At 45.3% G+C, this 25,056-nt stretch carries 20 protein-coding genes; 12 read left to right on the top strand and 8 right to left on the bottom strand.

Going from position 1 to position 25,056, the window contains the following annotated elements; all coding sequences use genetic code 11:
- Nucleotide 1 precedes the first annotated feature (1 nt).
- The 11 genes from ACFQ21_RS07945 (at nt 2) to ACFQ21_RS07895 (ending at nt 14,768) form a co-directional block, all read left to right on the top strand.
- Nucleotides 2-1,093 carry an iron chelate uptake ABC transporter family permease subunit gene (locus tag ACFQ21_RS07945; protein ID WP_377577315.1) on the top strand — a complete coding sequence of 364 codons (1,092 nt, stop codon included), beginning with the start codon at nt 2-4 and terminating at the stop codon, nt 1,091-1,093.
- A 1-nt stretch (nt 1,094) separates the two neighbouring features.
- Nucleotides 1,095-2,195 (top strand): ABC transporter ATP-binding protein, encoded by a 1,101-nt coding sequence (locus tag ACFQ21_RS07940; protein WP_377577312.1) that lies wholly within the window; start codon nt 1,095-1,097, stop codon nt 2,193-2,195.
- Nucleotides 2,196-2,206: 11 nt separating this feature from the next.
- Nucleotides 2,207-2,983 carry a (2Fe-2S) ferredoxin domain-containing protein gene (locus ACFQ21_RS07935; protein ID WP_377577309.1) on the top strand — a complete coding sequence of 259 codons (777 nt, stop codon included), beginning with the start codon at nt 2,207-2,209 and terminating at the stop codon, nt 2,981-2,983.
- Nucleotides 2,984-3,024: 41 nt separating this feature from the next.
- Nucleotides 3,025-5,478, top strand: coding sequence for a TonB-dependent receptor (locus tag ACFQ21_RS07930; RefSeq protein WP_377577307.1), 2,454 nt, complete (start codon nt 3,025-3,027; stop codon nt 5,476-5,478).
- A gap of 15 nt (nt 5,479-5,493) precedes the next feature.
- Entirely contained in the window at nt 5,494-6,558 is a 1,065-nt protein-coding gene (gene cobW, locus ACFQ21_RS07925) for a cobalamin biosynthesis protein CobW (RefSeq protein WP_377577304.1), read from the top strand.
- 26 nt (nt 6,559-6,584) lie between these two features.
- Complete coding sequence (cobN, locus tag ACFQ21_RS07920; protein ID WP_377577301.1) at nt 6,585-10,322, top strand: cobaltochelatase subunit CobN; 3,738 nt, start codon at nt 6,585-6,587, stop codon at nt 10,320-10,322.
- A 47-nt stretch (nt 10,323-10,369) separates the two neighbouring features.
- A complete protein-coding gene (locus tag ACFQ21_RS07915; RefSeq protein ID WP_377577298.1) occupies nt 10,370-11,005 on the top strand; it encodes a hypothetical protein in 636 nt (211 codons plus the stop codon).
- Nucleotides 11,006-11,087: 82 nt separating this feature from the next.
- Nucleotides 11,088-11,678, top strand: a complete 591-nt coding sequence (locus ACFQ21_RS07910) for a cob(I)yrinic acid a,c-diamide adenosyltransferase (RefSeq protein ID WP_377577296.1) — start codon at nt 11,088-11,090, stop codon at nt 11,676-11,678.
- Between the two features lie 27 nt (nt 11,679-11,705).
- A complete protein-coding gene (locus ACFQ21_RS07905; RefSeq protein WP_377577293.1) occupies nt 11,706-12,254 on the top strand; it encodes an AAA family ATPase in 549 nt (182 codons plus the stop codon).
- A gap of 30 nt (nt 12,255-12,284) precedes the next feature.
- The gene (locus ACFQ21_RS07900; protein WP_377577290.1) at nt 12,285-13,403 is read left to right on the top strand and encodes an ABC transporter substrate-binding protein; all 1,119 of its coding nucleotides are present in this window, start codon (nt 12,285-12,287) and stop codon (nt 13,401-13,403) included.
- A 60-nt stretch (nt 13,404-13,463) separates the two neighbouring features.
- Nucleotides 13,464-14,768 (top strand): cobyrinate a,c-diamide synthase, encoded by a 1,305-nt coding sequence (locus tag ACFQ21_RS07895; RefSeq protein WP_377577287.1) that lies wholly within the window; start codon nt 13,464-13,466, stop codon nt 14,766-14,768.
- Between the two features lie 4 nt (nt 14,769-14,772).
- Here ACFQ21_RS07895 and cbiB read toward each other — a convergent pair whose 3' ends face one another.
- The 3 genes from cbiB to ACFQ21_RS07880 are packed head-to-tail and all read right to left on the bottom strand — an operon-like array spanning nt 14,773 to nt 18,178.
- The gene (gene cbiB / locus ACFQ21_RS07890) at nt 14,773-15,708 is read right to left on the bottom strand and encodes an adenosylcobinamide-phosphate synthase CbiB (RefSeq protein WP_377577284.1); all 936 of its coding nucleotides are present in this window, start codon (nt 15,706-15,708) and stop codon (nt 14,773-14,775) included.
- Nucleotides 15,681-16,715, bottom strand: coding sequence for a pyridoxal phosphate-dependent aminotransferase (locus ACFQ21_RS07885; protein WP_377577281.1), 1,035 nt, complete (start codon nt 16,713-16,715; stop codon nt 15,681-15,683). The genes cbiB and ACFQ21_RS07885 overlap by 28 nt, the downstream gene beginning before the upstream one ends.
- Nucleotides 16,712-18,178, bottom strand: a complete 1,467-nt coding sequence (locus ACFQ21_RS07880) for a cobyric acid synthase (protein WP_377577278.1) — start codon at nt 18,176-18,178, stop codon at nt 16,712-16,714. The genes ACFQ21_RS07885 and ACFQ21_RS07880 overlap by 4 nt, the downstream gene beginning before the upstream one ends.
- A gap of 110 nt (nt 18,179-18,288) precedes the next feature.
- On the opposite strand from ACFQ21_RS07880, the gene ACFQ21_RS07875 reads away from it, so the two are divergent.
- The gene (locus ACFQ21_RS07875) at nt 18,289-18,738 is read left to right on the top strand and encodes an RDD family protein (protein ID WP_377577275.1); all 450 of its coding nucleotides are present in this window, start codon (nt 18,289-18,291) and stop codon (nt 18,736-18,738) included.
- 41 nt (nt 18,739-18,779) lie between these two features.
- Here ACFQ21_RS07875 and ACFQ21_RS07870 read toward each other — a convergent pair whose 3' ends face one another.
- The 5 genes from ACFQ21_RS07870 to ACFQ21_RS07850 are packed head-to-tail and all read right to left on the bottom strand — an operon-like array spanning nt 18,780 to nt 25,045.
- Nucleotides 18,780-20,111 (bottom strand): DUF58 domain-containing protein, encoded by a 1,332-nt coding sequence (locus ACFQ21_RS07870; protein ID WP_377577272.1) that lies wholly within the window; start codon nt 20,109-20,111, stop codon nt 18,780-18,782.
- A complete protein-coding gene (locus ACFQ21_RS07865) occupies nt 20,111-21,109 on the bottom strand; it encodes an AAA family ATPase (RefSeq protein ID WP_377577269.1) in 999 nt (332 codons plus the stop codon). Before ACFQ21_RS07865 ends, ACFQ21_RS07870 begins: the two co-directional genes overlap by 1 nt.
- A gap of 17 nt (nt 21,110-21,126) precedes the next feature.
- Nucleotides 21,127-22,374 carry a DUF4350 domain-containing protein gene (locus ACFQ21_RS07860; protein WP_377577266.1) on the bottom strand — a complete coding sequence of 416 codons (1,248 nt, stop codon included), beginning with the start codon at nt 22,372-22,374 and terminating at the stop codon, nt 21,127-21,129.
- Nucleotides 22,371-23,219 carry a DUF4129 domain-containing protein gene (locus ACFQ21_RS07855; RefSeq protein WP_377577264.1) on the bottom strand — a complete coding sequence of 283 codons (849 nt, stop codon included), beginning with the start codon at nt 23,217-23,219 and terminating at the stop codon, nt 22,371-22,373. Before ACFQ21_RS07855 ends, ACFQ21_RS07860 begins: the two co-directional genes overlap by 4 nt.
- Nucleotides 23,216-25,045, bottom strand: a complete 1,830-nt coding sequence (locus ACFQ21_RS07850; protein ID WP_377577261.1) for a stage II sporulation protein M — start codon at nt 25,043-25,045, stop codon at nt 23,216-23,218. The genes ACFQ21_RS07855 and ACFQ21_RS07850 overlap by 4 nt, the downstream gene beginning before the upstream one ends.
- Between the last annotated feature and the right edge of the window lie 11 nt (nt 25,046-25,056).

Genomic DNA, 25,056 nt, shown 5'->3' with positions numbered 1-25,056 from the left:
TATGGCAGAGCATACGCAAGGTATAGCGCAGCAAGAACTGCGGCTACCCGCATTGGCTTCGCGGGTGGTGTGGATTGCCTGGATGGGACTGGCCGTACTGGTGTTATTGCTGCTCGATCTTGTACTGGGTTCGGTACATATACCACTGGCGGCAATAATAAAGATATTAACCGGGCAAGGTTCTGAAAATATAGCATGGCTCAAGATCATTCAGAATATACGTGTCCCCAAAGCGTTTACCGCTATATTGGCAGGAGCAGCACTTTCGGTAAGTGGTCTGCAAATGCAAACACTTTTCAGAAATCCACTCGCGGGTCCTTCGGTGTTGGGCATTACCTCCGGCGCAAGTTTAGGTGTAGCGATCCTGATGCTGGGCAGTGGCCATGTAACGACCAGCTTTGCTATACGACAGCTCGGTATAGGTGGAAGCTGGCTTATTGTTGTCGCATCATCAACGGGCTCTGCTGTGGTTATGCTGGCGGTGATCGGACTCTCATTGCGCATTCGTGATAATGTTATTCTGCTCATCATGGGGTTGATGCTTTCCAACCTCATCCTCGCGATAATCAGTGTGTGGCAATACTTCAGCGAGCCCGAGCAGATACAGGAATATCTCATGTGGACCTTTGGAAGTTTAGGAGGTGTATCGCGTGAACAGTTAACCGTATTGTCGCTGACGATCGCGGTTGGTATAGCGCTGACCTTTGTATCATCAAAATTTTTGAACCTGTTGTTACTGGGCGAAGGTTATGCAGGCAGCATGGGTATAAATCTCCGGCAAGTAAAATTACTCATCATTATTTCTACAAGTCTGCTGGCCGGTGCCATTACCGGCTTCTGCGGTCCCATTGCATTTATAGGTATAGCAGTGCCGCATCTCTGTCGCGCGGGGCTAAATACGGCTGATCATCGCGTACTCATTCCATCCTGTTGTCTGCTCGGTGCAGCCGTGATGTTACTATGCGATATAGTAGCACAGCTGCCAGGACACCAGGGCGTGTTGCCGGTAAATGCCGTTACGGCCATGGTGGGATCGCCTGTGGTGATGTGGGTAATTCTAAAACGAAAGAATATAAAATCATCCTTCAGTTAAGATGCGCACAACAACTTATTCATCCAACGCAGTAGTTACACCGAAGGTACAAATCGGTAGCGAACGTGTTTTGCATACCGAGAAACTTACGATTGGCTACAAGAATAAAAATATAGTACGTACAGTAGGCCATGCGTTAGACCTGACGTTGCGCCCGGGACAATTTGTTTGTCTCCTGGGACCGAACGGTGCTGGTAAAAGTACGCTGATAAAAACGCTGGCCGGTATACAGCTTCCGCTGGAAGGAAAAGTTTTTATAGCGCAGGAGGATATATATACCATTCCCAAGAATGCACTCGCCCGAAAACTTAGCCTCGTGCTCACCGATGTTGTACAGACTGGTAATCTGGATGTATATACAGTGCTGACATTAGGTCGCTACCCGTATGCAAACTGGTTTGGTACACTTTGCGAAGCGGATACAAAAATTATTATCGAAGCAGCACGTGCTACAGGCATAGAGAAATACCTGGACAAGCAGCTTGATCAACTCAGCGATGGTGAACGGCAAAAAGTAATGATCACACGGGCACTCGTGCAGGATACACCGCTTATCATTCTCGATGAGCCTACAGCACATCTTGACCTGCCGAGCAGGGTAGAAGTAATGCGGCTCTTGCGAACCATGGCACGCCAGACAAATAAAGCAATTATACTCTCCACCCATGAACTTGATCTGGCACTGCAGGCTGCTGATACTATATGGTTAATGATGCCGAATCAATCGCTGATAAGCGGTGCTCCCGAAGATTTGATCATTAACGGAACTTTTGAGAAGGCCTTCAGTAAAACTGGTTTTGATTTTTGTCGTGATACCGGAACGTTTCGCGTGAACAGCCCGGTGGAAGACAAGATTATTCAATTGACCGGTGAAGGCTATACATACTTCTGGACAAAGCGCGCATTGGAACGCGAAGGTTATCGTATTACGGATGAGGCCGAAGATATAGTGTCGGTGCAACAAAGTATACATATCTGTCAGTGGACATTAAACCGATCCGGTGTGGTTCATCATTTTAATGCTGTTGAAATGCTGCTGACATTTCTGCGTACTGAAATTTCTGCAGTCATCAATAATTCTGTGCAAAGTATAATCAGTTAGTGTAGCGCAATATGGGTAAAGATCTGACAAAAGTTACCAACACGGTTTTTATATGCAACGGAGGTACCTGCAAGAAAAGTGGTGCTGAAGAGAATACACGTGAACTGCGTTGTGCGATAAAAATGGCGGGACTTCACGAGATAACACATACCATTAAGACCCTTTGCCAGGGGCAATGTGAAAATGCACCGGTGTTGTTTCTGAATCCGGAAGGTATATGGTATAAGCGAATGACGGCCGAAACCATTGACGAATTTGTAAAGCAAAAATTAGCGATTAGTGCCGGGTTCGATGATCATACACTTTTTAAAGATGGCTGGAATACGATGTTCCCGGTAAAGACCATTGATCTGAAAACACATGATGATCTTTCGCATCACGATGACGATCACGTTGGCTATGTTTATGGCGCCCTGATCTATCCGTGGGAGCACAATGTATACCCGCTGCTGAAAGAAATATTTCAGATATACCGGCAAAGCGTTGTAATATATCATCTCAATAAAAGTCTTAATTCATCTGATTTTCAGGTTGACTATAAAGATGGCAAGGCGCTGATCAATGGAAATATAGCAGGTGAGAATCTTGAAGTAGTCATGTCAGCTACACGGGAGTCTGAATATTTTCTGTATAAAGTAAGCAAGATCAAGCTATACCGGACGCCCGATGGGCTTCAGGGAATCTATGTTGTCAATGCCAGGCAGGGAATCTTCCTGCGGGTTGAATGGAGAACCGATAATAATTTCTGGAATCACTTGGTGGACAACTATGTCATGATCAGTGGATGATCATACAGGTATAAAATAAAACTGAATACATTAAATTATATATGCGATTACTCTACCAATTTTTAAGTCTTTCATTTTTACTGACCATCGGATTCTCCCACGAAATATTTTCTCAAACCACGATAACTGTGCAGGGAACCGTGCATGATGAAACAGAACAGCCTATACCTGCGGTAAATATTGTGCCGCATGGTACAACCATGGGAACAACTACGGATGCATCCGGTAAATATATACTTGAAGCACCTCTGAATGCCGTGCTGATATTTTCGCATCAGGGCTATAAATCACAGGAGATAGCGGTTGGTCAGTCTGGTGAACTGAATATCGTTATGGCTGTTGGTGTCTCTCATTTAAGCGAAGTGGTTGTTACAGCCACACGATCGGAGCGAGCGGTGGAAAGTATTCCGCAAAATGTAAATGTCATCGGGCGGGAAGAGATTGACAGGACTGCCGCTACTGATCTTACTGATCTTGTGAAGAAGACAGCCGGAGTTGATGTTATTCAATATCCCGGGTTGCTGTCAGGTATAGGTATACGTGGTTTTCGGCCGCAGTTCTCAGGCATCAATCAACGTACCTTGGTGTTGATTGATGGCCGCCCGGCAGGAACAACAAACCTTGCTACCATTGATATGAATAATGTTGAGCGTGTCGAGGTACAGAAAGGTCCGGCTTCAGCGCTCTATGGATCGCAGGCCATGGGCGGGGTGGTGAACATCATTACTAAAAAGACAAACGGTGGAGTGAAAGGTCGTGCCTTTGCTGGTATAGGAAGTTTCGGTATTACACAGGGCGGTTTTTCATTGGGAGGTGATATTACCAGAAGGCTAGACTTTGATGCAAGCTTCAATAGCTATAGTCAGTCGAAAGATTTTAAGATCGGTAAGAATAATATATTCCGGGATGCTTTTGGTTGGGATAAGGCTGATCGCATCCTGTGGACCGAGAAAGGCAAAGAAGATATTTCTGTCGATGATGTACGCGGTGATGGTGATACACGCGCCAATACAAACTATAGTAACTATACAGCGTCTGCGCGTTTGGGATACACTATAAATTCAAATTGGCGGATTGATGCGAAAGGTGATCGTTTCTATGCGAAAGGTGTAAATACTCCGGGCGACATTGAGGACGGTAACCTGAGTCCCGGGTTAAAAGATATGGATCGGTATAGCAGTGATGTTATTGCAAAAGGAAAAATCACGTCTGCTACGGAAGTAACAGGTAAATTTTTCACAGCGCGCGAACAAGTTACTAACTATACTGTATCTGTAAACGACACCACTACGGTTCGTTCACAATATGTAAATGCAAACAACCACCTTACCTGGCTGGGCGGACAAGCGATGGTGCGGCAGCAGATCGGTAATCATTTTGTAACTGCGGGTGTTGACTATACGCGGATTGAACAGGACAATCTCTCTTATACTGATCGCGGTGTAGCACGAAACGTTTCGGTGCGAAGTCCTAATTTCGATCAGGCTAACACAGGTATATACCTGCAAACGGAATTGAGTTTCCTGGACGATCGACTGAATGCAACGGCTGGCGTACGCTACGAAAATATCAAGTACGATATTACCGGCACAAAACAGTTCCCGTCACGTTCCAGAACAAGTGATGTGGTCAATCCAAGTGTTGGTATAAACTATAATATTCTTTCTGATCTTTATTTGCACACCACATTCGGCACCGGCTTTACAACGGTAGGGGTATTCGAAATTGCCGGCTATACAGAAACGAAAGTTGACAAGGTTAAGAACGATGGCGTTGATACTGTAGATGTATGGATTGGTAATGCGAATCTTAAAAATCAACAGAGTGCTACGATTGATGCCGGTATACGCTATGCTAACAATACATCTGGTATTTCTGCAGATGTTACGTGGTTCCGCACCCGGTTCGAAAATAATGTAGTTTCCAGTATAACGCAATACTCGATGGAACGTGCAGAGTCCGGGGCTGCGATCAGAAACCGGAACAGCTATGCGAATTCAAAAGGCACGACACTGAGCGGTATCGAGTTTGATCTTTCGTATGACCTGGGTATTGGATTAGGCAAGTCTTATTCGCTCCGTGTATTTGCCGGAGGAGTATATATACTCAAAGCAGAAGAGATTCGGGAGATATACCTGCAGCCAGCTCCGCTTATGCTCGCGATGCACAACGTGGCAAACTTCACAGCAAATTATGGAGTTGGTTTTGATAACCTGAAATGGTTCTCAGTACAACTCTCCGGCAGGTATGTAGGTAGAAGATACGATACCGACTGGTCGTACTACCTCAGTGCAGATAATGCGTATGGTGCCGGTAACTATGCTGATATGCGCTATCCGTCTTTCATGGTGCTCGATTGGACAGCGACTTTCAAACGGAAAAATCATGCAATTGTATTGACCCTCGCCAACGTAACGGATGAGAACTATTACGAGAAACGCGGCTATAACATGATGGGACGAAACTATATGCTGAAATATATACTCAACTTCTGATAACCACATGACACTATGAATAAGAAATTACCGATAACCATTATTACCGGTTTTCTGGGAGCCGGGAAAACTACGCTGTTGCATCACATTCTTAAAAATCCCGGGGGAAAACGAATCGCTGTGATCGTAAATGAATTTGGCGAAGTGGGAGTGGATGGAGAATTACTGAAGTCAGCAGACTGCGGCTGCGAAGAAGAAGATATCGTTGAACTTAACAACGGCTGCTTGTGCTGCACGGTACAGGAAGAATTTTTACCCGTGATGCTGCAGTTGATGGAGCGCAAACACGAGCTCGATCATATTGTAATTGAGACATCCGGATTAGCATTGCCTAAACCACTGATTCGTGCTGTGAACTGGCCTGATCTGAAACCACATGTTACCGTAGATGCAGTAATTACAGTAGTGGATGCCGTAGGACAGGCAACCGGGGAAATATGCGATCGCGACAAAGTACAGGCACAACGCGAAGCTGATGATTCACTTGATCACGAGACTCCAATCGAAGAGTTATTTGAAGACCAGCTCAATTGCGCAGACCTGGTAATTATATCCAAACGCGATTTGGTAGATGATACTACATATACCGAGATACAGCAGGTAATTCGGAAGGAACTGCGAAACGAGAATATAAAGATAATCGCTGCCCGGAGAGGCGTAGTGGATACAACGGTACTGCTAGGCGTAAACGCAGCTGCAGAAGACGACCTGGACGCACGTTACTCACATCACGAAGCCGAGCATGAAGCTGGTATAGATCACGAGCATGACGATGGATTTACATCGGTAATAACAAAAGTAACTGTGCCGCATACTCCGGAACAATTGGAAAAGGCATTGTTGCAGCTTATTAAGAAATTCGAAATATACCGTATCAAAGGTTTTATCAACGTGCCAGGTAAACCGATGCGTATGGTTATACAAGGTGTAGGCGATCGATTTGAAAAACATTTTGACAGAGCATGGAAAGCGAACGAAGCGCGTGCTACACGCCTGGTGATTATTGGGCATGAGCTGGAAGAAACGCGTATAGCAGAGATACTTCAGAACCTGGTAGGACTAGCAGTGTCAGCACTGTAAACAAAATATAGGTATACCGTAAAAGAATGCACCTCATTGCTGCGATACCTGGTGGATGGAGTCCTGATCAACAAGGCGTGGTCTATATTGATCAGGCTCCCGGTGATATCGTGTTCTTATCCGCGAGTGATACGGAACTGGCTGTATTTGCTGCAGCATTTCAGAAATTGAACCATGAGCATGCCCTACTTCCCTCCTTGCGGTTGTCCAATCTTGCCAGTCTGAAGCAAGAGCTTACCGTAGATACCTATAGTGAAGAAGTATTGGCAAAGGCAAAGCTGATTGTGGTGCGCATCCTCGGAGGGCGCAGTTACTTTGGCTACCTCGTGGAGCAGATCATTACGTTGAATCGCGAATACAGTATACCAGTTATTTTTCTGCCTGGACATGATTCCGTGGATCATGAGCTGATGCAATGCTCCTCTGTCGACACGGTTTTGTTTAATCGCCTCTGGAAATATTTTCAGGCCGTAAGTATACCCAATAGTGGTGCTGCATTAACATTGTTACTGAACACCTTCTTCCGGTTTGATTTTACAGTAGACGAACCGTTGGCCGTACCCGATATATTTTTGTACCATCCCGCGCATGGCATTATTCAGAAGGAACATGATGTTGCACGAACTGCTGCTGTTGTTATAATAGCCTATCGCGCGCACTATCTTTCCGACAACCTGGAACCTCATCGGGTTATCGGATCGGACCTGGAACATCATAATACTTCGTCCGTTATGCTCTTTGTAACCAGTCTCCGCGAAGTACACCAGGTAAATGAACTCCATGCATTACTCGATACGCTGAAGAAAAATAATCTTCGTGTCATCGTTAATACTACGGGCTTCTCGATCCGGCAGTTTCAGGAAGAAGATATAGGAGATTTTGTATATACGCGTATTGCCATTCCGGTAATACAGGCTATTCACGCATCCTCTACATACGAAGCCTGGAAGGAAGGAAGTTTCGGACTGTCGCCTACCGATATAGCAATGAACGTTGCTTTGCCGGAACTGGATGGTCGTATCATTACGAGACCTGTCTCATTTAAGAAGGCCCGGGACAGAGATGAACTCACCGATTCCAGTGCGGTATACTACAGCGTGTATCCACCGGGTTGTAAGTTTGTTACGCAGTTTGCACGCAACTGGATCGCCTTGCAGCAAAAGAAGAACAGTGATAAACGTATCGCACTCATTCTTCCAAACTATCCGAATAAAGACAGCAGGCTGGCAAACGGTGTTGGACTTGATACGCCACAAAGTACTGTTGAAATTATTCGCGCGCTGCAACAACAAGGATATACCGTGGGCAATGCGATTCCGCAGCACGGTGATGAGTTGATGCTGTGGATATCATCCAGAATTACCAATGAGACAGCATCGCGACATACGCGTCCATACCAGGTACGCATTTCGCTGGAGTCTTTTTACAGTGTGTATAATGCTTTATCACCTGTATTAAAGGATAAAGTATATGCACAGTGGGGCGACATAACAAACGACCCATACTTCGATGGTGATGGGTTTGCTATACCGGGGATATATTCGGGAAACCTGTTCATTAGTATACAACCTTCGCGCGGGTATCACCTCGATGTTCATAAGTCTTACCATTCTCCCGATCTGCCGCCACCGTATTATTACTTTGCATTCTATACCTGGATACAGCAGGAGTTTCAGGCGGATGCGATTGTCCACATTGGTAAACATGGAAACCTTGAATGGCTGCCGGGCAAGAGTATAGCACCAGATGAGACAAGCTGTTTTCCGGCTGCTATACTCGGTCCTATACCACAGTTTTATCCGTTTATCATAAACGATCCGGGAGAGGGCTCGCAGGCGAAGAGACGAACGCAGGCGGTGATCATCGATCACCTCATTCCGCCAATGACACGCGCGGAAACGTATGGTGTACTGTTGCAGCTTGAAAATCTCATTGATGAATATTACGAGGCTTTTCATGCAGACGCAAAAAGGGCGCGTATACTGCGCGGTAATATTGAACGACTCGTGAATGAACATCAGCTTCGGAAAGACCTGGATGTACAGTCGGATGATGTTGATGAGTTGCTGGTTAAGTTGGATGGTTATCTGTGCGAGATAAAGGAATCGCAGATACGTGATGGTCTTCATATTTTCGGGCGCATGCCGAAAGGTGAACAGCTTGTTGATCTACTGCTCGCGTTGCACCGGTTACCTTCTGCGGGAGTGCAGGGTATAACGCAGGCGCTCGCTGCAGATATAGGTATAGCGTTCGATCCGTTGCAGGCAAAATTTGAAACACCTTTTGATCAGAATGTATTAGGTGTTCATTGTCGTACCCAGGGCGATGTGGTGGAAGTGCTGGAGTTAAAGGCACGTGAGTTAATTATCAATGTTATACATGCTGGAGGTAATGGCTATATACCGTTTTTGAATACGGTTGTTGTGATAAACTATATTCTTAACACGACACTTCCCAAGCTGAAGGATACCCGCCTTGAGATTGAGCATCTGCTGAAAGGACTTTCCGGAAAATATATACCTGCTGGTGGTTCCGGTGCTCCCACTCGTGGCCGACTAGATATACTGCCAACCGGTAAAAATTTTTATTCGATCGATGTGCGTACCGTTCCCACGGAGGCAGCTTACCAGGTTGGATACAAAAGCGCAGAAGCGTTGCTGCAACGGTATATACAGGAGCACGGTGAATACCCGGAAAGTATAGCGATATCCGTTTGGGGAACCGCCACGATGCGCACCGGTGGTGATGATATAACACAGGCACTGGCATTGATGGGCGTGCGACCGATATGGCAAAGTGTTAATCGCAGGGTAAGTGATTTTGAAATCATACCGATGTTTCAATTAGGACGCCCGCGCATCGATGTAACGATACGGATATCCGGATTTTTCAGAGATGCATTTCCAGATATAATTTCTTTATATAATTCCGTAGTCGAAAAAGTAGCTTCGCTGGATGAGACTGATGAAGAAAATTTTGTTCGTAAGCGTATTCACAAAGATACCGACCAGTGGACAGCGCAAGGCTACAATGCTGAACAATCACGACAGATGGCGATGTATAGGGTGTTTGGCTCCAAGCCGGGTGCGTATGGCGCGGGGCTTCAGGCGTTGATTGATGAACAGGCCTGGAATACATCCGAGGATCTGGCCGAGGCTTATATAACGTGGAGCAGCTATGCTTATGATAAACAGGCACGCGGTATATCAGCCGTTAAATCTTTTCGTAACCGCCTGGCACATATTCAGGCCGTTGTACAGAATCAGGACAATCGCGAACATGATATTCTCGACTCCGATGATTATTATCAGTTTCAGGGGGGGCTCGCCAATGCTGTACAGACGGAACGCGGTGAGCAGCCGGATATATACTTCGGTGATCATGCCCGGCCAGACAATCCGAAAGTAAAAACACTGAAACAGGAGTTGCTGAAAGTTTTTCGTTCACGCGTGGTAAATCCCAAATGGATTGAAGGTGTGAAACGACACGGCTATAAAGGTGCATTCGAAATGGCCGCCACCCTTGACTATATGTTTGCCTACGATGCCACCACCAACCTGGTGGAAGATTTTATGTACGAAGAACTTGCGCGATCGTACCTGTTCGATACCGATACGCGTGCTTTTATTGAGAAAGCAAATCCATGGGCATTGCGTGATATGAGCGAGCGACTGCTGGAAGCGGTGCAGCGCGGTCTTTGGCAAAATCCTTCCGGTGAAACGGTGGAGCAACTAAAGGCTATATATATCGGGTCGGAAGAATGAAAAGATAGAATGTAAATAAAGAAGATAGAATGTAAATAAGTATATATATGATAAACTACCTGCTTATTGATTCATTGCTATTGGGTGTACAGCATTCGTTCGAGCCTGATCACATGGCGGCTGTTTCGGTGCTTGCCAGTGACGATAGAAAAATACCCGTGCAACGATGGAAACTGATCTGGCGATCGTCTCACTGGGCATTAGGACATTCCTTTAGTCTCATTCTGTTTGCCGTACTGGTAATTATACTGAAGTCCAACCTGTCATTGGAAGTCGCCAGTAAAGTTGAACTGCTGGTAGGGCCGTTGATGATCTGGCTGGGCGTGTTGGCTATTCGAAGAAACTATGTGTCCGCTGTTACTCGCGTTGAAGCTAAACCTGTCACTCAGAAATTCAGTCGGTCGTTCTGGGTAGGGATGATACATGGATTGGCGGGAACTGGTGGTGCGTGTACTGTCGCATTGACGCTTGCGGCTAAAGATTCTCTCACGGCTGTATGGATAATTGTTTTGCAAAGTGCAGGTATCATTTTATCCATGTCAGCGTATGGGTACTTCTTTACATTCTCTATAAACAGATTCGCATCCAGAAAGGAGTATGTCCTGAAGATTATCAATTTTCTGGTGGGTACATTCTCCATTTGTATTGGTATTCTTACTATATATAGCTCTCTGGATATATAAAAAATCCATTGCACAAGAAATAACGAAGAAGACACAAAGGTCCACAAAGGTTTTTTACGGATAACGATTAACGAACAACAAAATGAAAATATACACCCGCAAAGGCGATCACGGACAAACCGGAGTATTCGGAGGAAAACGTGAATATAAAGATAGTGCTCGCATAGAATGTAACGGAGCAATTGATGAAGCAAATTCAACGCTGGGTTTACTGCGTTCAAAGCTTGAACCGGGTCATGCGTGGCAGCCCAACCTGCATCGAATTCAGAAAGACCTGATGGATATGATGTCTCATCTCGCACGGCCTTCTGATTCGAGCAAGGTAAACCCCAACCCGAAACCAATAGACGGTGCTATATTTTGTGAAGCCTGGATCGATGAACTGGAAGCCGCCATGACAGAGCCTTCGGATTATTTCCTGTTGCCCGGAGGTAACGAAATATCGGCCTTGTGTCACGTGGTACGCACACAGATCAGGCGTGCCGAACGCAGACTGGTAACACTGAGCAAAGAAGATCCTGCTTCGGTTGAAGAATATATAGCCTCCTATATAAACAGGTTGTCTGATCTTTTCTTCACCCTGGCCCGAGCCGAAATGGCCTCTAAAGCAATAGCCGAAGAACGCTGGCAACTCTTTCTCTACAAACGCAAAAAGGTTGTCAACAACGATTAACTATTAACGATTAACGAACAACGCCCCTTGAAATACATCATCACCGGTGGCCCAGGAAGCGGAAAGACAAGTATCATCGATATCTTATCAAGGCAGGGCTATGCTACATTTCCGGAAGTTTCGCGTACGCTCATCCGGCAGCAAATGCAATTGGAGCGTGGTGTGTTGCCCTGGAAGAATATGAAAGATTTTGCAATACTTGCGCTGGGAGCAATGAGACAGCAATATCATGAAGCTTCAGTTGTGAATGAGACTTGCTTTTTTGATCGCGGCATTCCGGATATTATAGGATATCTATATTTCTCGGAGCTTGTTCTTTCATCTGAAATTTCAGAAGCAGCGGCCGCGCATCTGTATGCTCCGGTAGTATTCATTTGTCCTCCGTGGCCGGAGATTTATGTGAATGATCCGGAAAGACCGCAGACATTCGAGGATGCAAGGAAGTTATACCGTCATATAAAGAACGCCTATGAAATGTTGCGATATACGGTTATTGAAGTCCCGAAAGATATAGTATCAATACGCACGGAGTTTATACTCGATGCCGTGCATAACCATCAACCTTTTGTTATATAGATTAGTATGAGTCTTAGAAATTTATTTTACATGGTCTATACAGTTGCCATGCTGCTGTTGGTGATCGGCTGTAGCAAGCCGTCTGGACAGGAAACACAATCGTCATTTATATCGCCCGTCATTCGTTATGCGAAAGGATTTGAGGTCAATGATAAAGGCAGCGAACTTGCCGTAACGGTAACATCACCGGATGGCTATGTACAACATTACACCCTTCGGAATAAAAGTAATGTGAAGACTTTACAGACCGAAAGGAATGTTATTGAAGTGCCGCTAACGAATGTAGTGTGCCTTGCTTCCACGCATGTAGCGTTAATTAACAGCTTGCAACAAACGGATAAGATCATTGGTCTTGAAGACAGGAAGAGTGTATACAATGCTGATATTATTGAATCTATTGAGGCCGGTAAAATTCACGAGGTTGGTAATTACGATGAACTGAACCTGGAGCTGTTGATAAATATACATCCCGATGTTGTGTTTCAGTCTGTGAGCGGAATGCCGACTTCGAACGCAGCGCAATTGGAAAATCTCTCATTGCATGCTGTTGGTATACCGGCACATTATGAAACGCATCCGTTGGGGCGCCTGGAGTGGATCAAGTTCTTTGCACTGTTTTTTGATAAGCAAGCATATGCAGATTCGCTTTTTGATCAAATTGAACAATCTTATAACGCTACCATGCAGTTAGTGCATGAGCCTGCGCACAGACCTACCGTTGTAGCGGGCTATTTCAGTAAAGGTGTCTGGGTAGCTCCGGGTGGCAAAAGTTATTTTGCACAGTTGCTGAAAGATGCCGGTGCGGACTATGTCTGGAAAGATGACTCTACATCGGGTAATCTGAAACTGAGCTATGAGGAGTTGGTCGATAAGGGAATTAATGCTGATTACTTTATAAACATTCAAATGGTTTACAAAGATCGTGAACAGGTTTTGTCAGATATAGCAGAAGCCAAATCTTTCAAGAGTGTACTCGCCAATAATTTCTATATGAACAATGCTACTACCAACGCCCATGGAAAGAATAATTACTGGGAGCAGGGATTCACAGAGCCACACGTAGTACTCAAAGACCTGGTAAAGATATTGCACCCTGTTTTGCTGCCGGAGTACACACCGGTATATTTTACCGACCAGCGGCCGAAGTAATTTTTACCTGTAAGAAGCACTGGTTTCAGGCATGATTGATCATTTTTATATTTGTATAGTATGAAGTACCAGTTTTTAATATCGGCTCCATCCAGTAACGCTGGTAAGACTACGGTTACACTGGGACTGATCCGATTGTTGATGAAGCAGGGATTGCGTGTACAGGTTTTTAAATGTGGTCCCGATTATATCGATACTAAATTTTTAGGACAGGCAGCGCAACGTCCAGCGATCAATCTCGATATTTTCATGATGGGTAAAGATCATGTGCGGGAATTATACCATCACTACAGTGCAACAGCGGATGTCTCGATCATCGAAGGTGTTATGGGACTTTTTGATGGCGCTAACCGGATGGAGGGTAGTAGTGCGGAGATCGCTATACTGTTAAATGTTCCGGTTATAATGGTGCTGCCGGCCAAAGCCAGTGCCTACTCTGTGGCGCCCGTATTGTATGGATTTAAGAATTTTAATCCGAGTGTTACCATTGCCGGGGTTATATTCAATCACGTCAACACCCTTTCGCACTATAATTTTCTAAGCGATGCTGCACATGATGTTGGTGTAGCTCCGCTGGGATATATACCCGTCCAGGAGACGATAAAAATTCCCTCACGACATTTGGGTCTGCAACTGGAACGTAATGATGAAGAACTTGTCTCTGCGATAGCAACACATCTGGAAAAGACTGTTTCGGTGGAGAACTTGTTGCGCGCTACCGGTCAGAACAATTCAAAGGAAAATGTTTCTATGCAACGGTATAACCAAGTGCAGGATGCCCGTTTAACAATAGCGGTAGCGCATGATGAAGCGTTTACGTTTACGTATCACCATAACATAGAGACGTTGTGTACGAAGTATAACGTAGTATTTTTTAGTCCGCTGCGCGATGCCGTTCTGCCGCAGGCAGATATAGTATATCTGGCTGGTGGCTATCCTGAGCTTTTTCTCAGGAAGCTTTCAGATAATGTATTGATGCGCGAGTCGTTGGGTCGTTATTGTCAGGAAGGAGGTAAGTTGTTGGCAGAGTGTGGCGGACTGATGTATCTCGGCAAATCGATCATGGATGCAGCAGGAGAGGAGTATACTACCGTAGGCTTTCTTGATCTGAAGACATCCCTGGCGGATCGCGCATTAACGCTTGGTTACAGAATGTTGCATTACAACGATAAAGTATACTGCGGCCATGAGTTTCACTACTCGACTGTTAAAGAGGAAACTATACCTGATTCGATTGGTCATATACGGAACGCGAAAGGTGAAGACGTTCGCATGAAGCTATACCGCAAGAAGAATGTGGTTGCTTCCTATATGCATTTCTATTGGGGCAATGGGAATGATTTACTGGAGACACTCTTCTCCTGAGGATTTACCGGAATACGATATTTACAATCAGAATGATCAATACGCATGAAAAGGTGACTGCGTGGTTTATATATACTACACGATTAATTTCACGGTCTTCAATATCACGTGCGTTGGAGCCAATGTAGGGCTTCTCAACCAGGACACCGTGGTAATAATTACTCCCGCCAAAGCGGCAGTCCAATACCCCTGCGAGTGCAGCCTCCGGATAACCGGCATTGGGGCTTTTATGCAAATGCCCATACCTGAAAATAAATTGTATGGCGCGACCACTCAGCGATACAAGTGCAATGAGTAAAGCCGTGATTCGGGCTGGTATATAGTTAGCGATATCATCTACACGTGCTGCAAATTTGCCGAACTGCTCATAACGTGGACTGCGATATGCGATCATCGAATCGAGCGTGTTAATCATTTTGTAGGTCATCATTGCCGGTATACCACCAATCGCATAATAGAAGAGAGGCGCCACCACGCCATCGGAAAGATTCTCAGACATGGTTTCGAATACAGCCACTTTTATCTGTTGCTCCTGAAGTGTATTGGTCTCGCGACCCACAATCCGCGATAGTTGTGCGCGCGCCTCGGGTAAACCTATGCCAAGCTTTTTGAATACATTTCTACCTTCATCAATCAGACAACGATTGGCAATGCCAAAGTATACAAATAGGGTGTTGAAGATCGTCAGTGCGTAGACATGCCGTTGTAACAGCAGCGTTGCGAAGTGAAAGCATAGAAATGTACCAGCGATTAGTAGTATACTGAGTATCGTGCCTTTCAGAAAACGATGATTGCCCATGTTCCATTTTTTCTCACCGGTAGAGATGAGATTGCCAAATACTTTTACGGGGTGTGGTATTTTTTCCGGATCACCCAGCAGCAAGTCCAGCAGATAACCGGCAATCAGTGGGACTATATAGCTATAGAGGACGCTTTCCATGCACGGAGGCCTTTTAGGAATAGTATATTCTTTTCGCGACTCTGTGTGGCGATTCGGAAATAACGTTCGTCCAGTCCGCGGAAGTTGGCGGCATCGCGAATCAGGCAGCCAACTTCTTTTGCAAGATATAGCTTGAGTGCGGAAGCAGTTCCGAAGGTTGTCTTAACGAGGAAGTAGGAAGAGTTCGAAGGTATAACTTCATAACCTTCTATAGCCGCGATGGCGTCCTTCAGCCAGTCGCACTCATCGAGCAATGAACCAATGTTGGGGAATAGAGAATCGTAATGATCAAGAATAAATGTTGTGGTGTGCAGGGCTATGACGTTAACAGACCATGGAGCTTTATAGCGCGTTATTTTTTTGACGATATCATCGGGTGCTGCTATAAACCCCGTGCGCACGCCCGGTATAGCAAATGTTTTGGTGAAGGAGTGAACAACAACCAGGTTGCTGAGTTTGCCAAAACTGCGGAGCAGACTTTCCGGTGTGCGCGTAAAGTCAGCGTATGCTTCATCAACTATAAATACTGTTTCCGGGTTATTGTTTATCAGTTGAAGTAACGTGTCGCTACGCAACTGTTGTCCGGTTGGGTTGTTGGGATTACAAATGAAAGCAAGTGTGGTGTCAATCTTTGTACCGATGTGTATACCTGTGTATGATCGATAGTTGCAATGAATGTCGTTGGCGAAAGCAGCGTCTTCGTATTCCGAAAATGTAGGTGTAAAAATGGTAGCCGTTGCTTGACGGAAGGCTTGTGCAATGAGGTAAAAAGCTTCCGCTGCACCGTTGGTGATAAGAAAGTTTCCGGGAGACAGGCTATATCGTTCGGCCAGTTTCTGGCGTATAGAGTCTGCGTTGGGTTCCGGGTAATTTTTAACCTGTGCGATGGAACGCTGCATGGCTTCGATCACGCGCGGATCCGGTCCACCCGGCCACACGTTCGAGCTGAAGTTCGCACCGATGCTGCTCCCGAAGTTATAGAGATCGTCTCCGTGACCGTAGATCATTTTTGCATGATATTATATACTTTGTCAATATCCACTGATTGACGAACCCAATCGGCCAGTGCATCGTATTGCGCGTCCTTGTAGGTGTCGTGTAAAGTATCGGGTATCGTCACGTTGTGCTCTTTGAAGAGATCTTTCAATATAATCGGGTTGTCAAATATACCATGCATATAGGTTCCCCAGCAACGTTCATGGAGAAAGTAACCGTCTGTGTTGCCATCTTTTGTATAATTGACAGGCTGATTGTCGCCTATGGGTTCCGTTGTGCCCATATGAATTTCATAGCCGTTACAGACTTCAGTATCGTTGCTTCTGTAGCGAAACTTCTTCTGGTACGTTTGCTTATTCTGTGCCAGGATTGTTTTTACCGGCAGAAGTCCGAGACCTTTGATGGAACCCTTGTCAGATTCTACCCGGAACGGATCATGGATTTCTTCTCCGAGCATCTGGTAGCCACCGCATATACCAATTACCTTCTTGCCTGCGCGGTATGCCTGATGTATAGTGGTAGCCAATCCGCTGTCGTATAGCACCTGCATATCGGTAATGGTATTTTTACTTCCGGGAAGAATAATAATATCAGCCTGTTCAACCTGAGAAGGATCGTCGGTATAGTAAACCTGTACGCCTTCCAGTTTCTCCATAATTTTAAAATCCGTGAAATTGGACAATTGCGGATGACGTATAACGCATACGTTGGTTTTGTTAGTAGCTGCGTGTTCGTGGCGTGTTTCAAGTCCTACAGAGTCTTCTTCGTCAATATCAATGTCGCGAAAGTGCGGTACTACACCCAGCACGGGCACCTCTGTAATTTCTTCCAGGATTTTTATACCGCTTTCAAACAGTCGGGCATCGCCTCTGAACTTGTTCACGATAATGCCTTTGATCAGTTTGCGTTCATGCTCAGGAAGTAATTTTACAGAGCCGTATACACTGGCAAATACGCCACCGCGATCTATATCGGCTACCAGTATAACAGCAGCATTGGCAAACTGGGCCATGCGCATATTTACTATATCTTTATCTTTCAGGTTGAGCTCGGCTACACTTCCGGCTCCTTCCATTACGATGGGGTTGTACTGTGAGGAGAGCCTCGTAAACGATTTTTTTACTTCTTCGAACAACGCATCTTTACCTTCCTTCTTAAAGTAATCATAGGCCGACTGATTGCCGATTGGTTTACCATGGAGAATTACTTGTGATGAAAGGTTACCGTTGGGTTTAAGCAGTACGGGGTTCATGTCCGTATGGCATGGTATACCAGCCGCTTCGGCCTGCGTGGCTTGTGCCCGGCCGATCTCGTATCCATCCGGTGTGGCATAGCTGTTCAGCGACATATTCTGTGCCTTGAAGGGAGCCGGGGCAAAACCATCTTGCCTGAAGATGCGACAGAACGCAGTAGTAAGTATACTCTTGCCAACGTTGGAAGCTGTACCGGCAAGCATCAGGGGTTTGAAAGCCATGCGAATATGTTTTAACAGATACCGATCTGCGACCCGAATATAGAATTCAGCGCCATACAGTGTTGATTTATTTTTTATCTTGTAGCCACCTAATCAAATATACTTTACTTATGGAACCTTTGGATCAAATACTCGATGCCCCGGTATCATCACAACCACAAATGCGCTATGCAGGATTCTGGATTCGCGTGGGCGCTTACCTGATTGATGGAATTTTACTCGCAGTAGTGAATGTTATTTTAGGCCTTGTTATCGGGTCCAGCAGTGGATCCATTGGGGCTGCTCTGCTTGTGAACGCCATATCGATCGGTATTGGCCTCGCTTACTTTGCAGGTCTTGAAAGCTCCGAGAAACAAGCTACACTCGGCAAGCAGGCCGTGGGAATTAAAGTGGGAAATGTAAATGGTGAGAAGATAACTTTCGCCAATGCATTGGGGCGTTATTTTGGTAAAATAATCTCCGGATTACTTTTAGGTATCGGTTTTATGATGGTAGGCTGGGATGAAAAAAAGCAAGGCATTCACGATAAGCTTGCTGATACATACGTATTCTACGCTTAATATTTTCAATGATCATCAGGCTGCTATAGCCTGATGATCATCTATATCATTCCTCTTGATTTCAGCTCCAGGTATTTGTTAATCGAAGCTACGGTAAGATGCTCCGGTTTGGTGAGTATACTAATGATGCCGAACTGCTTTAACTGCTGCACCATGTGTGCCTTAGTCAGTACATAGTTCTCGGCTGTTACCTGGGTATATATATCCTCCAGCGTTTCTACATGTTGAGATGTACTCGTGGTGATCTCGGTGTTCTCAAAGAATATCACTACCAGCAGGTGCTGGTCATTCAATCTTCGTAACTGTGGCAACACGCGCTGCAGAGCATAGGTGCTTTCAAAATTGGTATAGAGAAACAGGAGGCTCCGGCCATTTACAAAATTCCGTACGGTCATGTACATACTTTCGTAGTTGGCTTCTACAGCACCTTCTTTCTCTTTGTAAAGCGTATCCAGTATTTTTTTTAGCTGTGTTTTGCTGCGATCCGCTTTGATCAGTGCCTTGGGTGTTTCGGCAAAGGTGATGAGACCGGCCTTGTCTTGTTTGCCCAGCACTATGTTTGAAATGACGAGGGCTGCATTTACAGCATAGTCAAATAAACTCAGGCCGTTAAAGGGCATGTGCATCACACGACTTTTATCAATGATGCAATATACCTGTTGAGACTTCTCATCTTCATACTGGTTGATCATCAGGTGCGCTCTCCGGCTGGTAGCCTTCCAGTTGATGCTTCGGTAATCGTCACCGCGTATATACTGGCGGATGTGCTCGAACTCGTAGCTATGTCCGATGCGTCTTACTTTCTTAACACCATACTCGGTTGCTGTGCGCGCAAAAGTTTTCAGTTCATACCGCTTCATCTGGATGATGGACGGATATACCGGAACGTTTACTTCGCTGGCACCGGTTATGCGTCTTTTAATGAAGCCCAGGCCTGTGGTAAGGTATAAATGTATCTTTCCGAAGATATACTCTCCGCGTGCAACGGGGCGAAGCGTATACGTTTGCTGATGCGGTTTATCAGGCGACAGCTCCAGCTTGATGGTGAAATGACGCATTTGAAACTGCTCCGGTAATTCATCAATCAGCGTTACAAAAAGTTTTATACGCGCCTTGCTGCGTACAGAAAGGGTAATAATGTTGTCATCACCCAAGGATAACACAGAAGGCACATCCCGTTCAGTTGTTACCACCACACTGCGGTTGTACAGCAGCAGTATATCGATGAGAATAAGGACGGCAAAGAGTATACATCCCGTTTTAACAAACGCAAACAAAAACGGAAAAGCATACGAAAGCATCATGCCTCCCGTAAGGATAGCTACGATAAAAAAGAAGCGATTGGTAAGGAACAGGTTTTTGATAAAGTTCATCAGCGTGGTACTTCTACTCGTTCCGTTATCTCTTTAATGATGTCTTCGGCTTCAATACCTTCCATCTCGCGCTCGGCTGTTAGTATAATACGATGGTTCAGTACCGGGTATGCTACAAACTTCACATCGTCCGGAGTAACAAAGTCGCGGCCGTTCATTGCAGCAATTGCTTTGGCAGCACGCATAATGGCCAGCGATGCCCGTGGCGATGCACCTAATGTAAGGTCACCGTTGTTACGTGTGTTGTCTACAAGCTTCGCTATGTATAGTATAATTTCGTCTTTGATGTGGATCTTCTCGATTAGCTCCTGGCAATGCTTTAGCTCCTGCTTGGTAATTACCGCCTGTATATTTTCGAGCACCTTCATACTGAAATCATCTTTGAACTTCCGGAGTATAGATACTTCCTGGTCGAGTGTAGGATATTTCAGTTTGATGCGGAAGAGGAAACGGTCGAGCTGCGCTTCCGGTAAACGATACGTTCCTTCCTGTTCGATCGGGTTTTGAGTCGCGATCACGAGGAACGGAAAATCCATCGGATACGTAGTGCCGTCAATGGTAACTTGCTTTTCCTCCATCACCTCAAACAACGATGACTGTGTTTTTGCCGGGGCACGGTTGATCTCATCGATCAGTACCAGATTGGCAAATACAGGGCCGCGGTTAAAGGTAAACTCCGAAGTTTTCATATTGAAAACAGAAGTACCGGTAACATCGGTCGGCATCAGGTCAGGTGTAAACTGAATACGCGAGAAACTTACCGACAGCGATTTGGCAACCAGCTTGGCTGTAAGTGTTTTCGCTATACCGGGCACACCTTCCAGGAGTATATGCCCACCGGTAAATATACCGGCCAGTAAAAGATCAATGGTGCTTTCCTGTCCTACAACAGCTTTGCCGATTTCACGCTTGATGCGTCTTACACGTTGGTTAAGCTGATCAATTTCCTGTTGTAATAAATCTTCAGGTTGCTCAGGTTGAATGTTTAGGTCTTCCATAAATATATAGCTGTAACTTATTTACAGTGTTTGTAAAAATTTTCAATAGCGTTATATAGTCCTACCAGCTTGTCGATAGCTGTGTTGTACTGTGCGTTTCGTTCGATCTGGCTATACTGGTCGTAGATGCTTTGTATCTCTGCGATACTCACCTTGGATTTCTCGGCCAGCCGGGCGATCTGTATCTCCTGTGTCATTTGGGTATGAATGCCATAGCGTGCACGAATGAAGTACTGGAAATATTTCATCTTCTTGCGGGCAATGTCCAGGTGATTCTGGTTCTGGTAGTGAAGCGCTGATACGAGCTTCACAAATTCAAGCGATGTATTGACTTTCTGCTCCAGTACCGGTATAACGCGCTGCGTACGCTTGGCAGCGAAGAATACATAGAGTACCACGGCCGCCAGCATCATCCACCAGGCATACTTTAAAGCGGGCTGACTCAGTATAAAATATAGCGGACTTATATCAGGATTGTTATTTCCGGTAAAGGACACTTTGCTGTACTCATCCCAAAGTATATTTTCTCCCTGCAGGTGCGAAAATACACCGGAAGCATATTCAGCTTTGTCGGGTTTGATCATGAAGTAATTTGTGAATACCAGCGGGTTGGTGTGCAGGTATATATTTCCTTCTCCGTATTTGAATTTCAGGAAGTTGACATAGCTCGGCTCCTGGTACCCAAGCGGCACCAGCGATTTGGTCGAATCACAGAACATACTGCTGTTAAAGGCATTCCAGTAGTATTTCATGTCTTCGGCCATGAAGCGATACTGATAGGTATATCCGCTTTCGGTGTGCAGTGTATCGTGGTAGAAGTTCAATGTTGCATCTTTCACGGAGTGCTCCTCCAGTGTTATATCTTCGTTACACTCGTTCTCATATATACCGATTATGTTTTCAGGAAGCTCAATGCTGGCTATAAATGCATCGTTACCTTTTTGGATGAAGTCCAGTAAAGCCTGGGCATCGCGCTGATTGAGATGCAGGCTTTGTCCTATAAAAATATAGTCGGTTGATTTGTCTCCGAGACTGTCTAACACCTCGTGCAGCGGTTTCCGGTTGCTATGGATAAAATTGTCTTTATCGCGGTAGCTCCGCAGCATTTGTTTGACAAATGAAGTGCCGTACGGCTGATTACTTCCTGATTTGTAATCTTCATACCATTGATAATGTTTTTTATCATCATTCCCGAATATGAAGTATAGCAGGAGCAACACACCCAGCACCGCGAAAAGTATGATAATGGTTCTGTTCTGCTTCACGATGCCTTCTGCGTATTTAATTTCTGATGGAGGTTTTCAAATTCAGCAAATAGTTGCTGGTACGATTCGGTAGTAAGCCGGTGTTCTCCATACCAAACCTGTTCGTAGGCGAGGGTAAGTCTTCTTACCTCGTCATAATGAAAGTCTTTGATGGAAAGTTCGGAGAGATAATCGTGATTGGTCTTGTCTTTTTTCCAAAGGATAATGCCTTGCTCGTTCAACTCCTTCAGCAACCCGAGAAAATATAGTCTTACGGCCAGGCGGAAATTTCCATCAGCAATCGTTTTGCGTAGCAATGAATTTACATCGAGGTCTTCTATATTTTCCACGTGGGCAGAACTGTCGATCTCAACGCTGGTCTTTAGCTTGGGTGAACCGGGTTTTATATTTTTGGTAACGGCATACAGAATAAAGAGGATCACACCGATAATGCAGACGTAAGCCATTACACGCAGTATATCACTGTTCCAGTTACCGAACGACATCGGCTCGCGCGGATCTGATTTCTGTTCTTCTTCAGGTTTCGGTGGTTCTTCATTATAGTCTGTGTCACCTATAATTTTCTTCCATTCCTTCTCGTCAAACTTTTTGACGTTCAGCTTTTCTTCCTGGTATTGTTTGGTTTGCGATAATTCGTCTGGTGACTTTAACGTATGGGGTACTTCGGTGCTCTCTTCGTCACTATACTCATCGTAATTATACTCGTTGTTGGCTACAGTAGTGTCCACCATGTACTCCTGTTCACCGGGTTCTGCCTCGCGATATACAACGGAGTCAGCATCCTGTGCCACTACAACCGTGCATGAACAAAACAGCAGTATAAACAATGAAACTATATATTTCATACTTTACTGTTTTTGGAAAGTCGCGTGCCCACAAGCGCAATGGATTTTTTGAGATGCTCTGCGTCTGCTGTTTCTTTCAATGAAAAATACTGGTATGCTGCACAAGCCGTGAGAATGGGTATAATCAGGTTGAATGCAAATGTCTTGATAAACAGTTCTATGAAATGAATAATGCCTTTCGACCATACATCAGTATCGGCAAAGTTCCATTGCAGAATGGAGGTATACATATAGATAAGCGGAGCGGAGAGTACCAGCAGGAAGGAAAACGTAATGAGCAGCAGGATCATTTGTAGCCCCATAACCTGGCCGAAGTTGGCCGCAGCCAAACGCCAGGTCTCGCCAAAGGCACTGAACAGATTCTTTTCTTCCGTTAACTGCGTGAATCCATAGAGCATGAATACTATATAGCAAAACACCAGGAAGAAAATTCCCCAGTAACCAGTATATACCATTCCGAAGATTGCTGCTGTAATAACGATGGTTTTACCGAATGCCATTACTGAAAATTTCGTCTTCGCATTTTTCGATTCGGCATCAACAATCATCATCACGCGGTAAAGTATCAACGAAGTACCGGCTATATTGATGACCAGCGATGTAAGGTCAGGTGTTCGCAATCCATAGTACATATCGCTGAGGAGCTTGAGCCACCAGTCTTCTTCATAGAACGGAATATAGAACTCAACTTCAAATACAAACCGCGCGATGGTCATCGCCAGGGATGCTACGAGTAACCATGACAGAAGTTTATTGGCGTGTCGCTTATAGAACAGCAACGCATCCTTCATAATGTCTGCATTGTTCTTTACCCGATCGAAGAAGGTTGGTTCCTGTAAGCTGGGCGGGAGGCGTACTTCCACCAGAGGAACTTCAAAACCAGTCTTCGATTTCCACCACGGGTATACTACAAAGTAGCCGATGATGAACGCTGCGGATAAGAATATAAGAAAGAAGCGGAGTATATCCGGAACTTCGGTATAGCGTGTCAGGAAACTTTCAATGATTGCGGCCAGCACAAATATAGGGGTGATGCCGAGCATTAGTTTGAGCGAACGCATGGCCGAGAGCTGAAATGCCTGCAGGCGTGAATAGGTACCCGGAAAGATAAGTCCCGAACCAAGTGTTAAACCTGCACCGCCCGCCAGGATGATCGATGATATTTCCAGTGTGCCGTGTAGCCATATCGTTAGTGCCGACTCTGCCGCGAGCCCTCGTTCAATGAAGAAGAACTGGAAGCAGCCAACCATGATGCCGTTGTATAAAAGTATAGCCAGTGTACCAATGGCGAGAAAAACTCCGAACACATACGTACGGAATGCTACCATCAGGTTGTTGAACGTAATGCCGAGGAACATGTCTACCTGGTGCCCCTTTTTATATACCGCCATCGGGTCGCCCTTTTCAATATTCTCTTTCGTCATGGATACATAACTCTCCCCGAGAATGGTGCTCGCGAACTGAGGATCTTTCATTGAAGAGAATACACCGATGCAGGCAGCCAGTAAAAAGACGATCAGCGATATCAGCATCTGTTTTTTAGAGAAGAGTATAATCTGCGGCAGTTCATCCATCCAGAACAGCCGGAACTGATTTTTCTTTTCTTTCCGGTTACTATAGATGATCGAAAAGTATTCGCGGGCAATCTTGTTGAGGTAAACGCGTACGGAACGGTTCTGATAGTAGGTGCGCGAATAGGACAAGTCGTCTACTACCTGTGTAAAAAGATTGGAAAGCTTTTCTGGATCTTTAACGGGACTTGTAAGAAGCGTTTCGGATTCGAGCCACTTTTCTTTATTTTGAGCGATGAAACGGGTTTCCTTCATGAATGGGTGAA

This window comes from Ohtaekwangia kribbensis, assembly GCF_042676245.1.
In the GTDB taxonomy this organism is placed as follows: domain Bacteria; phylum Bacteroidota; class Bacteroidia; order Cytophagales; family Cyclobacteriaceae; genus Ohtaekwangia; species Ohtaekwangia kribbensis.
The sequence above is the reverse complement of the archived record's forward strand: the minus strand, read 5'-3'. Positions and strand labels throughout refer to the sequence as shown.